Source organism: Xanthomonas cucurbitae, from assembly GCF_002939885.1.
In the GTDB taxonomy this organism is placed as follows: Bacteria; Pseudomonadota; Gammaproteobacteria; order Xanthomonadales; family Xanthomonadaceae; genus Xanthomonas; species Xanthomonas cucurbitae.
This window is the reverse complement of sequence record NZ_MDED01000017.1, coordinates 70,608-83,857: the sequence shown is the minus strand read 5'-3', so window position 1 is coordinate 83,857 and position 13,250 is coordinate 70,608. Positions and strand designations below refer to the sequence as shown.

Annotated in this window: 13 protein-coding genes; 6 read left to right on the top strand and 7 right to left on the bottom strand. The window is 67.7% G+C overall.

What is annotated here, in order from left to right:
* Positions 1 to 100: 100 nt before the first annotated feature.
* From asnB to XcuCFBP2542_RS10800, 5 genes are all read right to left on the bottom strand, one after another.
* On the bottom strand, positions 101 to 2,041 hold the full coding sequence (asnB, locus tag XcuCFBP2542_RS10820) for an asparagine synthase (glutamine-hydrolyzing) (RefSeq protein ID WP_104603574.1): 1,941 nt from the start codon (positions 2,039 to 2,041) through the stop codon (positions 101 to 103).
* Between the two features lie 109 nt (positions 2,042 to 2,150).
* Entirely contained in the window at positions 2,151 to 2,789 is a 639-nt protein-coding gene (locus XcuCFBP2542_RS10815; protein ID WP_167526842.1) for a glutathione S-transferase family protein, read from the bottom strand.
* Positions 2,790 to 2,919: 130 nt separating this feature from the next.
* Positions 2,920 to 5,463, bottom strand: a complete 2,544-nt coding sequence (locus XcuCFBP2542_RS10810; protein WP_104603594.1) for a DUF3857 domain-containing protein — start codon at positions 5,461 to 5,463, stop codon at positions 2,920 to 2,922.
* 88 nt (positions 5,464 to 5,551) lie between these two features.
* Positions 5,552 to 6,715: an acyl-CoA dehydrogenase family protein gene (locus tag XcuCFBP2542_RS10805; protein WP_104603593.1), complete on the bottom strand. Its 1,164-nt coding sequence runs from the start codon at positions 6,713 to 6,715 to the stop codon at positions 5,552 to 5,554.
* Positions 6,716 to 6,852: 137 nt separating this feature from the next.
* Positions 6,853 to 7,647, bottom strand: a complete 795-nt coding sequence (locus XcuCFBP2542_RS10800) for a glycine zipper 2TM domain-containing protein (RefSeq protein ID WP_104603592.1) — start codon at positions 7,645 to 7,647, stop codon at positions 6,853 to 6,855.
* Between the two features lie 145 nt (positions 7,648 to 7,792).
* On the opposite strand from XcuCFBP2542_RS10800, the gene XcuCFBP2542_RS10795 reads away from it, so the two are divergent.
* Positions 7,793 to 8,008, top strand: coding sequence for a DUF6116 family protein (locus XcuCFBP2542_RS10795; protein WP_104603573.1), 216 nt, complete (start codon positions 7,793 to 7,795; stop codon positions 8,006 to 8,008).
* Positions 8,008 to 8,781, top strand: a complete 774-nt coding sequence (locus XcuCFBP2542_RS10790; RefSeq protein WP_104603572.1) for a TatD family hydrolase — start codon at positions 8,008 to 8,010, stop codon at positions 8,779 to 8,781. The genes XcuCFBP2542_RS10795 and XcuCFBP2542_RS10790 overlap by 1 nt, the downstream gene beginning before the upstream one ends.
* Before the next feature lie 29 nt (positions 8,782 to 8,810).
* Here XcuCFBP2542_RS10790 and XcuCFBP2542_RS10785 read toward each other — a convergent pair whose 3' ends face one another.
* On the bottom strand, positions 8,811 to 9,641 hold the full coding sequence (locus XcuCFBP2542_RS10785) for a tRNA threonylcarbamoyladenosine dehydratase (RefSeq protein WP_104603571.1): 831 nt from the start codon (positions 9,639 to 9,641) through the stop codon (positions 8,811 to 8,813).
* Between the two features lie 70 nt (positions 9,642 to 9,711).
* On the opposite strand from XcuCFBP2542_RS10785, the gene XcuCFBP2542_RS10780 reads away from it, so the two are divergent.
* Complete coding sequence (locus tag XcuCFBP2542_RS10780) at positions 9,712 to 10,140, top strand: hypothetical protein (RefSeq protein WP_104603570.1); 429 nt, start codon at positions 9,712 to 9,714, stop codon at positions 10,138 to 10,140.
* A 121-nt stretch (positions 10,141 to 10,261) separates the two neighbouring features.
* Positions 10,262 to 10,744: an outer membrane lipoprotein gene (locus XcuCFBP2542_RS10775; RefSeq protein WP_104603569.1), complete on the top strand. Its 483-nt coding sequence runs from the start codon at positions 10,262 to 10,264 to the stop codon at positions 10,742 to 10,744.
* Positions 10,745 to 10,828: 84 nt separating this feature from the next.
* Here the strand turns inward: XcuCFBP2542_RS10775 and XcuCFBP2542_RS10770 are convergent, their stop codons facing one another.
* Positions 10,829 to 11,044 (bottom strand): cold-shock protein, encoded by a 216-nt coding sequence (locus XcuCFBP2542_RS10770; protein WP_104588011.1) that lies wholly within the window; start codon positions 11,042 to 11,044, stop codon positions 10,829 to 10,831.
* Positions 11,045 to 11,271: 227 nt separating this feature from the next.
* Here XcuCFBP2542_RS10770 and XcuCFBP2542_RS10765 point away from each other — a divergent pair, with 227 nt between their 5' ends.
* Both XcuCFBP2542_RS10765 and XcuCFBP2542_RS10760 read left to right on the top strand, forming a co-directional pair.
* On the top strand, positions 11,272 to 11,757 hold the full coding sequence (locus XcuCFBP2542_RS10765) for a DUF456 domain-containing protein (RefSeq protein ID WP_104603591.1): 486 nt from the start codon (positions 11,272 to 11,274) through the stop codon (positions 11,755 to 11,757).
* A 190-nt stretch (positions 11,758 to 11,947) separates the two neighbouring features.
* Positions 11,948 to 13,078, top strand: coding sequence for a phospholipase A (locus XcuCFBP2542_RS10760; protein ID WP_104603568.1), 1,131 nt, complete (start codon positions 11,948 to 11,950; stop codon positions 13,076 to 13,078).
* Positions 13,079 to 13,250 lie beyond the last annotated feature (172 nt).

The window sequence follows — 13,250 nt, the reverse complement described above, 5'->3', positions numbered from 1 at the left end:
CGACACGCACCGCCCGAACGCGCCAGGCTGTGGTCAATTCATCTGGAAAACCAGTGGCGCACCTTAGTCGGCAGCGCACACGGGCGGTGAAGCGCATCACTCAGCGGCCGAGCGCGGCACGCTGGGCCCGCCAGTGCGCCTGCCAGGCCTGGAACATCAGCACCGTCCACAGATGGGTATGCCACTTGCGTTCGCCCTTGTTGAAATCGCGCCAGAGCCCGGCCACGGTGTCGGCGGCGAACACACCCTCGCGCTGCAGCATGCCATGCGCCAGCAGATCATCCGCCCAGCCGTGCAGATCACCGCGCAGCCACGCGCTGACCGGCGCACCGAAGCCGCGCTTGCCACGGTAGACCATCGCATCGGGCAGATAGCGGCATAGCACGCGCTTGAGCAGGTACTTGCTGACCCCGTCGCGGTACTTGAGCGATAGCGGCAGCGACCAGGCAAACTCGGCCACGCGCCAGTCCAGCAGCGGCGCGCGCGCCTCCAGCCCCACCGCCATGGTGGTGCGGTCCACCTTGCACAGCAGATCGTCAGGCAGGTAGGCGGCGAAGTCGGCCAGCATCATCGCGTCGGCCGGCGTGCCCGAGCCATGCAACGGGTCGGCCAGGCTGTAGAAACTGTCTGGCTCGGTGGCGCCCAGCACGACTGCAGCCGGGTCGCGCCAGCGCGAGATGCGGTTGCGGTAGATGTCGCCGATGCCACGCGCGCCGGCCTCGGCCACCAGCGCGGCCAGCCCGCCGGTACGCGAGGATTCGCCGTTGCTGCGCGCCGCCACCGCCATCAGCCGACGCAACGGGCCGGGCACCAGTCCGTGCATGCGCCAGTTGCGCAATGCGCGCTGGTAGCGGCCATAGCCGAAGAACAATTCGTCGCCGCCGTCGCCGGACAGCGCCACCGTCACCCCGCCGCGCGCCAGCCGCGCCACCAGCGCCGTGGGCACTTGCGAGGCATCGGCGAACGGCTCGTCGAACATGTCCGGCAGCATGGGCACCACCGCCAGCGCGTCGGCGCCGCTGACGTACAGCTCGGTGTGGTCGGTCTGCAGATGCGTGGCCACTTCGCGCGCCAGCGGCGCCTCGTCGTGGTGCGAACCTTCGAAGCCGATGCTGAAGGTGTGCACCGGCTGCGCGCTCTGTGCCTGCATCATCGCGGTGACGATGGACGAATCGGTGCCACCGGACAGGAACACACCCACCGGCACATCGGCCACCATGCGCAGCGCCACCGCATCGCGTAGCACGCTGTCCAGCTGGTCTTCGGCCTGCGCATCGGTGCCGGTGAACGGCGCCGCCAGCGCGCGCTGCATCGCCTCGCGCGCATTCCAGAACGGTTGCTGTGCCTGATCTGGCCGATGCGCGGCCGCCCCGGCGGCGACGGTCTGCGCATCCAGGCGCAGCACCCGGCCCGGCATCAGCTTGAAGGTGTGCTCGTGGATGCAGGCCGGCGCCGGGATGTAGCCCAGCCGCAGCAGCAGGGTCAGCGCATTGCGATCGACCCCGTTGTCGAAATCCGGGTGCTGCCACAACGCCTTGAGTTCGGAGCCGAACACCAGCGTGTCGCCGGCCCAGCCGTAGTACATCGGCTTCTTGCCGACCCGGTCGCGGGCCAGAAACAGGCAGTTATCGCGCGCATCCCACAATGCGATGGCGAACATGCCGTTGCAGCGGGCCAGGGTGTCGTCCAGCCCCCACTCCACCACCGCCGCCAGCAGCACTTCGGTATCGGAATGCCCGCGGAAGCGATGCCCCAGCGCCGACAGCGCGCCGCGCAGCTGCGCGAAGTTGTACACCTCGCCGTTATAGGCCAGCACGTAACGGCCATCGGCCGAGCGCATCGGCTGATGGCCCAGCGGCGAGAGGTCCAGGATGCTCAGGCGCTGGTGCGCCAGGGCCACGCCGGCCTGCGCATCGCACCAGCTGCCGGCATCGTCGGGGCCGCGATGACGCAACGCCGCGCCCATCGGCCGCACCAATGCCTCCAGCTGTTCGCCATGCAGCCGCGGCGAGGCCATCAGCAATCCTGCCAATCCGCACATCGTCAGGGCTCCCCTCGGCTGCTGGCGCACGCGCAGCTGGCGCGCATCGCAGCACGCTCAGACGCCTGCGTCAGTGCCGCAGGCGCCGCCATGTTCCTGTCTGCTCCGCTCATGCGGTCACCGCTGCGGGTGCCGGCATCGGCACGAATCCCGGCAGCGCGCGCACGCGTTGCAGCCAGGCACCGATCGCCGGCCAGCGTTCCAGGTCAAAGCCGCCGTCTTCGGCGCAATGGGTGTAGGCAAACAACGCGATATCGGCAATGCCATAGTCGCCGCCGGTGAACCAGGCCTGCTGCTGCAGATGCTGTTCCATCACCGCCAATGCCTGCTCGCCGCGCACGCGCAGCTGCGGCAGCTCGGCGCGCCGCGCCGCACCCGGCGCGGTCCACAGGCGGATGAAACGCGCCACCGCCACGTACGGCTCATGGCTGTATTGCTCGAAGAACATCCAGCTCAGCGCCTGCGCGCGCTGCCATGCGTCGGTGGGCAGGTACGGGGTGCCTTCGGCCAGCCAGAACAGGATCGCATTGGATTCGGTCAGCACGCGGCCGTCGTCGCGCTCCACCATCGGCACCTTGCCGTTGGGGTTCTTGGCCAGGTACTCGGGCGTGCGGGTCTGCCCGGCGACGCTGTCGACCTCGACCCAGTGATAGCGGCTGCCCAGTTGTTCCAGCAGCAGGCGCACCTTGTAGCAGTTGCCGGAACGGGACATGCCATGGACGGTCAACGGGGGACGCACGGTCGACATGAAGCTGGCTCCGCGGCAGCGACGAGGGGGCTGGCAGTGTCACAGCCCCGTGCGCCTTTGCAAAGCCCCGCCTGAGGCGATGCAGGCCGATCTTCATTCGGCCCGCGCCAGCACCCGCGTCGAGGCTGCCTTAGCGCAGTGCCACCAGGGCCAGCGGCACGCCCAGCACCGCGACCGCGATGCCCAGCAGCGACACCGTCAGCGCCCAGGCGCCGAATGCGCGCGCGCGTGCACAACCGGCCGCAGCGGCCACTGCCTGGACCGAGCAGGCCGACCACCACACCCCTCCCAGCAGCAGCAACAGCAGGCACATCGCCAGCTGCGCCAGGCCGGTGGCATCGGTCGCACCGCCCTGCAGCAGTGCCACCCTGCCCCGGATCGCCACCAGCGCCGCCAGCACACAGACCAGCCAGGGCAAGCCGCATCCGGCCAGCGCCGGCAGCAGGCGCGCGCGTTGTGCCGTGCTGCCCATCCAGCGCAATACCTGTTCGAGCAACACACCGCCCAACGGCAGGCTCGCCAATGCCGCCAGCGTGCCAAGCAGCTGCATCCACCACGGCCATGCATGCAGCCACAACCAGCTCGACACCAGCGCGCTCACCGCCCATGCCGCCCAGGCGCTCCAACGCAAACCCGGCTGGTGCGGCATGCGCTGCACCGTGCCATGCGGGTCGAACAGCAGGCCGCCCAACCCACCGCCACGCCACCAGCCCAGGCACGCCAGCAGCATCACCCCCAGCACCACCAGCCCGGCCAGCGGGTAGCCCAGCGCACGCCACTGCAGCGGCTGCGCCCGCCGCTGCGGCTTGAAATCGTGTTCGAAGTACAGCAGGTTGCGCGCCCGCTGCATGTCGGCCGCCGCGCGTGCCACACCGTCGGCAGGAATCCGATCGGTAAAGCGTTGCCATTGACCGACGATGCGAATGCGCCCTTCATGCATGGCGATCGTGCGCGAGAAGCGGAACCAGGGGTTGACCACGACCTGGGTCTGGGCGTTGAGCTGCAGTGGCGGATCGACCTGAATCTGGATGGTCTGGCGCGCCAGTTGCGGGCCGCCCAATGCCAGCGGTGTCTTGCGCGCGCCCTTCGGCAAGGCGTCCATCCACTCGGCCAGCTGAAACAGCGGAAAGCCCACTTCATCGCCCTCCGTGTCTGGCCATTGCAGCCGATAGGCCTCATGCGTGCGCACGTTCAAGCTGTCGGCCGCGTCGATGGTCGGCGGCGCGGGCTGGGTCAGCGCGGTGTAGTACTGCTGCATGAACTCCAGGTAGTGCTCGCCGATGGCGTGCGCGCCATCGCTGTCGAAACTGGACGCCACGCGTTCGCCACGTCCCTGCCGATAGACCGTCTCTACGGCAAAGGTCGCCACCCGCTGCGGTGCGCGCAGTGAAATGCGGATGTCTTCATGCACCTCGACCTGCGGCAACGACGGCATCGGCGCCGGCACGTCGACCAATGCCGCCTGCCCGGCCAGGACCGGCAGCCCACGCACGAACGGCAGCGGCCGACGCTGGGCGAGCGGGCCGTCCTCGCGGTCGCGGGTGGCGTCCACCCACACCGCGCCCTGCGGCAGGTGCGCGCGCACCACCACGTGGTCGAACGCGTACGGGCTGGGCAGGCGCGTATCCAAAGCGCCGCCCTTGTCGCTGCTGACCAGCACCGGCTCGGCGCGAATACCGGCCAGCTGCAGCAGGGCGATCAACAGCGTGGCCTTGTCCTTGCAATCGCCGTAGCGGTTGCGCAAGGTGGCCTCCGGCGCATGCGGGGCATGCGAGTTCTCGCCCATGTCCAGGCCGAGGTAGCGAATGTCGCCCTGCACGAAGGCCACTGCGCGCAGCAACGCGCCTTGCGGGTCGTCGCCCCGCAGCTGCAGGCGCTGCGCGATGTCGGCAGCCACTTGTGCATCCTTGAACCCGTCCGGATACAGCTGCGCGGCCCACGCTGCCACCGCAGCCCAGCTGCCGGCGGTGGAGATTTCGATCATTCCATACGGATCCACGTCATCCGGTGCGCGTGGCTCCGGCTGCGCGGCGGCCAGGTTGCTGGCCGCGATGTCCAAGGTGGCCACTCCGTCGGCCGTGCCGTGGTTGCGGCTGAAACCCGGCGCGCTGATTCGCCACTGCAGCGTCATCCCGGCGGGATAGCGCAGGCGCACCCGGCGCTCGCCCAGCGGCACGCCATAGCGCGCGTCGAACACATCGAAGTAGCCCTTGCCGAACACCGGATTGGCGCCGGTGACGGTCGCCGCATAATCAACCCGGTCGCCGACCCGCAGATCGGGCACGGTGATCGACAGCGTCAATGCGCCATCGAGCAAGCCGTTCTCCAGCCCGCTTTCGCGGCGCAGGCTGGCGTAGTGCGCGCGGCGGCGCATGTCGATGCGCTGTCCGTTGCGCCACACGTCCAGGCTATGGAGTTCCAGGCTCTGGTAGAGCGGGTGGTAGTCGATGGAAATCTGCCCGGCCTCGTCCAGGCTCTTGGCGCGCTGCACGGTATAGCTCAGCCGTCGGTACGCCCGCACGGCACGGCCGGTCAGATCGACCTGATCGGACACCAGCTCATAGCGCAACCCGCCCGCGCCCGGCACCGCGCCGGGCACCGCATCGGCCACCACCCAAGCCGGCGCCGGCGCCATGCGCGGCGCGTCGCTGGCCTGCACGGGCAAGATCGCCATCATCGCCACTGCGGCGGCGGCCCAGATCGTCCACACCACGCCGCGCAGGCGTCGTTCCACATCCTTGCCGATCAACGCCCACTCCTTGTCAAAACGCATTGAGTCCCGTCAACGCACGGCCCACCACGAGCTGATGCACGGTCTCGGTACCCTCGTAGGTAATCACCGATTCCAGGTTCAGCGCATGCCGGATCGCCACATGGTCGGTGGTGATGCCGGCCGCGCCCAGCAGATCGCGGCACTCGCGCGCCACGTCCAGTGCCATGCGGCAATTATTCCATTTCGCCAGCGATATCTGCTCTGGCCGCAGCGTACCGGCCTCTTTCAGGCGACCGAGCTGCAGCGCCAGCAGCTGCGCGGTGGAGATCCGCCGCGCCATCTCCGCCAGTTTGATCTGCGCGCTCTGCGTGGCAGCCAGCGGCCGCCCGAACAGGATGCGCTCGCCGGCATAGGCCAGTGCCTCGCGCAGGCAGGCCACCGCCGCACCGATCGCGCCCCAAGCGATGCCGTAACGTGCCTGGCTGAGGCATCCCAGGGGCGCCTTCAGCCCGGCCGCATTCGGCAGTCGCATCTGCTCGGGCACGAATACGTTGTCCAGGAACAAGGCCGAGGTGACTGACGCGCGCAGACTCATCTTGTGCGCGATGTCCTGCGCACTGAAGCCGGGACTGTCGGTTTCCACCAGAAAGCCGCACACGCCATCGTCGGTATGTGCCCAGATGATCGCCAGCGCGGCGATGCTGCCGTTGGTGATCCACATCTTGGCGCCATTCAAGCGCCAGCCGTCGCCGTCGCGCACCGCGCGCGTGGTCATCGCCGCCGGATCCGAGCCGCCTTGCGCCTCGCTCAGGCCGAAACAGCCAATCACCCGGCCGGCCGCCATCTCCGGTAGCCAACGGTGCCGCTGCGCATCGCTGCCGTAGGCGTGGATGGGATACATGCACAGCGAGGACTGCACGCTGACAAAACTGCGCAGGCCGCTGTCGCCGCGTTCCAGTTCCTGGCAGATCAGCCCGTAGGACACCGCGCCCAGGCCCGCGCCGCCGACATCGGTGGGCAGGCTGGCGCCCAGCAGGCCCAGTTGCGCCAACTCCGGCACCCACTCGTGCGGGAAATGCCCCGCATCGAAGGCAGCGCCGATCGCCGGCAACACGCGTGCATCGGTAAAACGCGCCACCGCATCCTGTACCGCCCGTTCTTCCTCGGTCAGTCGCGCACGCACATCGAACAGGTCATCGGGACGCACCGGCAGCTCCGCTCTTCGCAACAGGGGAAGCAGCGATTATCTGCCAGTTGCCCGGCCCGTGGCGCAAGGCGGCTGTCGGCGTGGATCGACGCAAAAAAAGAGCCGGCGATGCCGGCTCTGTCGTGCGTTGCGCGATGCCCCGATTATTGGCGGCTACGGCCCATGCCGTCGCGAGGCAGGCCGGCATCGCCCGCCGCCGAGGCGGTCTGGGTCACCAGTTGGCCATCGACCACCGGCAGGCGATCGCTGGCCGGCTTGTCGTTCATGCGCACGGTCTTTTCGAAACCGTCGTAGCGGTAGGTCACGTCATAGGCCACCACGTTGTCGGCATCGCCCAGCGAGATGCGCTCGCCCGGCTTGCTGTCCATGCGCATGGTGCCGGTGGTGCCATCGGCATTGCGGTAGGTCACGTCATAGCCGACCACGCGCGAGGACGACGAATTGGCATTTTCGGTGTGGCACTGGCGCTCGGTACGGTCCACCACGCGGCCGCCAACATGGTTGCGGTCTACGCGGTTACCGATAAAGCCGCCACCCACCGCACCTGCGGCGGTCGCCAGCTTGCGGCCGTTGCCACCGCCGATCTGGTTGCCGATCAGGCCACCGATGACCGCACCGGCCACCGTGCCACCGACGTTGCCGTCGCGCTCGGGCAGGCGCTCCTGCACCACCACGTCGCGGCACACTTCGCGCGGCGACGAACTGGTGGTGGTCTCGCGGATCGCGTTGCTGTTGATGACCTGCGCGTATTGCGGCTCGCGCTCGGTGATCGGCGCCACCTTGACCACGTCGGCGTATTCCAGACCGCGCGGGGCCGGCTGGCCGTTGGCGACGAAGTCGCCGGATGATGGACGGTTGTTCATGAAGGCGGCCGTAGCCACGCCTCCCACCAGCAAGGCACCGGCAGCGACCAGTATAGTTGTCGTATTGCTTTTCATCACCAGCTCCCTGCGGAACGCGCCGCGTTGTTGACGGCTTGATTCCAGCATGGCAACCCTGAACGAAAACGCGCTCGCTCATGAACGCGACAGTTAAGTTCAGCTAGCGCTTACTTCATGCACTTCTAACAGCAGGAGCCGATGCATGCGAAATCCTTTCATCACGCGGGCGCTGGAGTGGGCCGGAAAACTGCGCTACCCCACGCTATTCAAACTGGCGGCGGTGGTGTTTGCAGCGGATCTGATGCTGCCGGACCCGCTTCCGTTGCTGGACGAGGTGTTGTTTGGCCTGACCACGCTGCTGCTGGCGAACTGGAAGACCCGCAAGGCACCGCTGCCGGCACCCGCGCGCCGCCGCTGATGGAGTTGATCGACAGTCACTGCCATCTGGATGCCGGCGAATTCGACCATGACCGCGCTGCCGTCATCGCCCGCGCGCATGCTGCCGGCGTGATGCAACAGGTGATCCCCGCCATCACCGCGGCCAGCTGGGCGGGCCTGCGCGAGGTGTGCACGCAGGCACCGGGGCTATACCCGGCCTACGGGCTGCACCCAATCTTTCTGGACCAGCATCGTCCCGAACATCTGGAGGCGCTGGCCGACTGGATCGCGCGCGAGCGCGCCTGCGCCATCGGCGAGTGCGGACTGGATTTCTACCTGGATGGGCTGGATGTGCAGGCGCAGCGCGACTACTTCGATGGCCAGTTGCGGCTGGCCAAGCGCTTCGACCTGCCGCTGATCGTGCATGCACGCCGCGCCACCGAAGAGGTCATCGCCCGCATCAAGGCCGTGGGCGGCCTGCGTGGCGTGGTGCACAGCTTTGCCGGCAGCCCCGAACAGGCCCGGCAGCTGTGGACACTGGATTTCATGATCGGCCTCGGCGGGCCGGTGACCTACCCGCGCGCCAATCGCCTGCGCCGGCTGGTGGCGACCATGCCGCTGCAGCACCTGTTGCTGGAAACCGACGCCCCCGATCAGCCGGACGCCAGCATCCGCGGCCAGCGCAACGAGCCGGCCCAGCTGCGCACGGTGCTGGATTGCATCGCACAGCTGCGCGGGGAAGACGCCGCCGTCATCGCGGCGCAGACCACCGCCAACGCGCGCCGCCTGTTCCGCTTGCCGGCCAGCGGATAGCCGCGCACGGCGGCATGTTCAGGATGCGATTACGACGCTGCGGCAAGCGCTGCCGCTGCCGTGGCCGCACCGGCCTTGGGCTTGAGCAGCATCTCCAGCGCCTTGCCGACCGCCACGAACGCGAAGGTGCCGGTGATATGCGTGGCCGCGCCCAGCCCGGCGCCGCAGTCCAGCTTGAGCGTGGCATCGGCGTCGAGCTGCGGACGGATACCGCACACGCTGCCGTCGGCCTGCGGATACTTGACGTTCTCCAGCGAATACACCGCCGGCACGCCGAAATAGCGCTGCGGATTCTTGGGGAAGTTGAACTCGCTGCGCAGCTTCTTGCGGATCAGCGCCAGCATCGCATCGTGTTCGGTACGCGAGACATCGCGCACCCGCACCAGGGTGGGATCGGTGCGCCCGCCGGCGGCCCCTACGGTCAGCAGCGGCAGCTTGCGCCGGCGGCACCAGGCAATGGTTTCCACCTTGACCCGGAAGCTGTCGCAGGCATCGATCACCAGATCCAGGCCATCACCCAGCAACGTGTCGATATTGCCGGCGGTGAGGAAGGACTCCACCGCATCGGCCGCGATCTCGGGGTTGATCGCCACGCAGCGCTCGGCCATCGCGCGCGCCTTGTTGCGCCCGTACTGCCCGGCCAGCGCCGGCAACTGCCGATTGGTATTGGACACGCACAGATCGTCCGCATCGATCAGGCGGATGTGGCCCACGCCGGTACGCGCCAGCGCCTCCACCACCCACGAGCCCACCCCGCCCATGCCAACCACCGCCACGCGGCAGGCGGCCAGGCGCTCTACCGTGCCGACTCCATACAGCCGGTCGATACCGGCAAAGCGTTCACGCCATTGTGCTTTCATCGCCCTATTTTACGCGCGCCACCTGCGGCGCGTCCGCCCATCCGCACGCCCCGCTGCCAGAGCAATCGCCATGACCGATGCCCCTCCAAACCAATCGCGCGCGGCGCGCTACGCCTTCATGCTGGTGCTGGGCGTGCTGATCGGACTGGTGACCACCGTGATGGTGGCACGCGTACTGCAGGCCCGGCGCGACCCGGTGCCGGACAGCCTGATGCACGTGATGGCCTACCAACTGCGCGCGTTGCGCCCCCCGCCCGGCACGGCCTGCGTCCCGGCGCAGCAACATGCGCGCCTGCGCTCGTTGCGCCTGCTTGCCAACGAGCTGGAACCGGCATTTGCACCCCTGGGCGAGGACCGCCGCTTTGCGGAACATGCCGGCACGCTGCGCGCGACGCTGGACGGCGCGCAACACGCGCCAGCGGCCGATTGCGCCGCCATTGCCGGGTTGGCAGCGCAGGTTTCCGATGCCTGTGAAGCCTGCCACCGCGACTTTCGATGAATAGGACGCTCGGGTTTCGTTAAGCCTGGAGTGCTCCAGTTGGCAGGCCGTTCACCTGGACCACCACAGGATGACATCGCCGCGGCCCCGACCGCCTTCAGAACCACTCCGGAGACATCCCATGAAGACCCGACTGCTCGTTATCGGCCTGGCTGCAACCGCAACCCTGGTTGGCTGCGCCACCTCCCAGCCCCAGTACGGCAGCTATCGCGGTGACCGCGGCTACGACCGTGGCTATGCGCAGCCGGCACCGCGCTGCGTCGATTGCGGTACCGTCACCCGCATCGACGAAGTCGGCCCGACCCGCACGGCTCCGACCGGCACCGGCGCGGTCCTGGGCGGCATCGTCGGCGCCGTGGCCGGCCGCCAGATTTCCAAGGAAACCGGCGGCAGCAAGGGCAACAAGAACGTCTCGGCCGTGGCTGGCGCAGCGGCCGGCGCGCTGGCCGGCAATGCCATCCAGAACAACGTCACCAGTTCCAGTTTCGACGTGCAGGTGCGCATGGACGATGGCCGGGTGATCGTGGTGAACCAGCGCGACCTGGACGGCGTGCGCGAGAACGCCTACGTGCGCGTGGTCAACGGGCGTGTCGTGCTGCGCTGACCGCTGCGCACTGCCAACGGCGAACAGCAGAAAGGCCCGGTGACGGGCCTTTCTGCTGCAGGCGATGCGCTGGCGATCCTGCTTTCAGACCACTTGCACCGCGTCGGCCTGCAGTCCCTTTTGGCCCTGCACGACGGTGAAGCTGACCTTCTGACCTTCCTTGAGACTCTTGAAGCCCTGGATCTGGATCGCGCGGAAATGGACGAAGACGTCTTCGCCGTTCTCGCGACTGATGAATCCAAAGCCCTTGGCATCGTTGAACCACTTCACGACACCGTGTTCGCGTTCGATGTTGGACATCTCGACTGACTCCCTACGACACTGTGATGGACTGGCGGTGGTGGCTGTGGTTGCAAGGAGAAGGCGAGGAACGGGACGTCGCGGATCGGGTGAGTTACCGCATCAGGCCACGATTCACGGTGACCTTTGCAAACAACAGCGGCTGCAACTTAACTTGCGCAAAATCAATTTTCAAGCACCCCTTGCGCAAGCATTTCAAGTCTGAAACAGGGCACCTTTCCATGACCATGGACACCACCGTCGTCTATTACGTCCTGGCCACCGTGCTGGTGCTGGTTGGCCTGGCCGGCGTGATCCTGCCCGCATTGCCCGGGTTACCGCTGGTCTTCGCCGGCTTGCTGCTGGTAGCCTGGGCCGACGGCTTTGCGCATGTGGGCTGGGTGGCGTTGCTCATCCTTGCCGCGATCACCGCACTGTCGTTCCTGGTCGACCTGCTGGCCACCGTCTACGGTGCCCGACGCGTGGGCGCCAGCAAGGCGGCGATGTGGGGCGCAGTGGTCGGCGCCTTCGCCGGCCTGCTGTTCCTGCCAATCGGCCTGTTCGTCGGCCCGTTTGCCGGCGCCTGGCTGGGCGAATATCTGCAGACCCGCAAGACCGGCCAGGCCACCCGGGTCGGCGTCGGCACCTGGCTGGGCATCGTGCTGGGCACCGCCACCAAGCTGGCGCTGGGGCTGTGCATGCTCGGCGTGTTTGCGGTCGCCTGGCTGTTCTGAGCGCCGGCCAAACGGCAGCGGCCGACGTGGCGCCCCGGCCAGACAAGCCGCTGACGCGTGCCGCGACGTGGGCGGCACCTGCCGCAGCGACGACAGTTGTTATGCGGCTGTGTACACGTCACGTATGCAGGGGTCGCCATTAAGCTGCCCAGCATCGCGCCGGCCTGGCGCCCCTCTTGGCCCCAGCCCCATGCCTCTACCACGTACCCGCCCGTTGCTCCTGATCGCCCTGGCGACCGCCCCGGTGGCGCAGGCACAGGAAATTGCCGCACAACCTGCCTCGCCGCAGGCCTGTACCTCCGTGACCTCCGATGCCGCGCGCCTGGCCTGCTATGACCAGGCGCTGGGCCATACCCCGCAGGCCACCCAGCAGGCGGACGCGCAGGCGCAGTTGGCCAAACAGGCCGCCAAGCCCGACGACGCGCGCACACGCAACCGCGTTGGCGACTTTTTTCGCGCCGACGCACGGGACGAGCGGGTCGAGGAAGCGGTGGCCAATGCCGGCCGCGGCTCGCTGCTGGATCGCCGCTGGGAACTGGCCAAGGATTCCAAGCTGGGCACCTTCCAGCTGCGCGGCTACAAGCCGGTGTATCTGCTGCCGGTGTTCTGGACCAGCGACACCAACCGCACCCCGCAGTCGCCCAACCCGGCCAATTCGGTGTCCACGCCGCAGCCGCTGGACAGCGCGGAACTGAAGTTCCAGCTCAGCTTCAAGACCAAGGTGGCCGAAGACCTGTTCGGCGACAACGGCGACATCTGGATGGGCTACACCCAGAGCTCGCGCTGGCAGGCCTACAACGCCGACGCCTCGCGCCCGTTTCGCGAAACCAACTACGAACCCGAAGCGATGCTGGTGTTCCGCAACAACTACAGCCTCTTTGGCTGGAAGGGACGCATGAGCGGCATCAGCCTCAACCATATGTCCAACGGCCGCGCCGACCCGCTGTCGCGCTCGTGGAACCGGGTGATCCTCAATATCGGGCTGGATCGCGAGAACTGGGCATTGACCCTGCGTCCGTGGTTCCGCATCAAGGAAGACCGTGCCGACGACAACAATCCCGATATCGAGGACTACATAGGCCGCGGCGACGCCACCCTGGTCTACAACAAGGACGGCCACGAAGTGGCGCTGATCGCGCGCCACTCGCTACGCGGCGGCGACCGTTCGCACGGCTCGCTGCAGGTGGACTACGGGTTTCCCATCACCAACCTGTTGCGCGGCCATGTGCAGGTATTCGATGGCTACGGCGAAAGCATGATCGACTACAACCACAAGGCCACCTACGTGGGCGTGGGCGTGTCGTTGCTGGAGTGGTTTTGAGCTGACGCGCCGCCCGGCGGATGCCCGCGCGTGTCGGTTCGCGCGGCGCTGCATCGCCCATCTCGCGCGCCAGAATGGAGAGACGAAAAAGCCGGCATCGCTGCCGGCTTCTTTCGTTGCGTTGACCAGGGCATACAGCCGGCTTCATCCCAGAATGGGAGAATCCGACTGC

What these genes read in the sequence shown, in the direction of transcription:
- asnB (WP_104603574.1), bottom strand. Translation starts at nt 2,041, where the DNA reads ATGTGCGGATTGGCAGGATTGCTGATGGCCTCGCCGCGGCTGCATGGC.
- XcuCFBP2542_RS10815 (WP_167526842.1), bottom strand. Translation starts at nt 2,789, where the DNA reads ATGTCGACCGTGCGTCCCCCGTTGACCGTCCATGGCATGTCCCGTTCC.
- XcuCFBP2542_RS10810 (WP_104603594.1), bottom strand. Translation starts at nt 5,463, where the DNA reads ATGGCGATCTTGCCCGTGCAGGCCAGCGACGCGCCGCGCATGGCGCCG.
- XcuCFBP2542_RS10800 (WP_104603592.1), bottom strand. Translation starts at nt 7,647, where the DNA reads ATGAAAAGCAATACGACAACTATACTGGTCGCTGCCGGTGCCTTGCTG.
- XcuCFBP2542_RS10795 (WP_104603573.1), top strand. Translation starts at nt 7,793, where the DNA reads ATGCGAAATCCTTTCATCACGCGGGCGCTGGAGTGGGCCGGAAAACTG.
- XcuCFBP2542_RS10790 (WP_104603572.1), top strand. Translation starts at nt 8,008, where the DNA reads ATGGAGTTGATCGACAGTCACTGCCATCTGGATGCCGGCGAATTCGAC.
- XcuCFBP2542_RS10785 (WP_104603571.1), bottom strand. Translation starts at nt 9,641, where the DNA reads ATGAAAGCACAATGGCGTGAACGCTTTGCCGGTATCGACCGGCTGTAT.
- XcuCFBP2542_RS10780 (WP_104603570.1), top strand. Translation starts at nt 9,712, where the DNA reads ATGACCGATGCCCCTCCAAACCAATCGCGCGCGGCGCGCTACGCCTTC.
- XcuCFBP2542_RS10775 (WP_104603569.1), top strand. Translation starts at nt 10,262, where the DNA reads ATGAAGACCCGACTGCTCGTTATCGGCCTGGCTGCAACCGCAACCCTG.
- XcuCFBP2542_RS10770 (WP_104588011.1), bottom strand. Translation starts at nt 11,044, where the DNA reads ATGTCCAACATCGAACGCGAACACGGTGTCGTGAAGTGGTTCAACGAT.
- XcuCFBP2542_RS10765 (WP_104603591.1), top strand. Translation starts at nt 11,272, where the DNA reads ATGGACACCACCGTCGTCTATTACGTCCTGGCCACCGTGCTGGTGCTG.
- XcuCFBP2542_RS10760 (WP_104603568.1), top strand. Translation starts at nt 11,948, where the DNA reads ATGCCTCTACCACGTACCCGCCCGTTGCTCCTGATCGCCCTGGCGACC.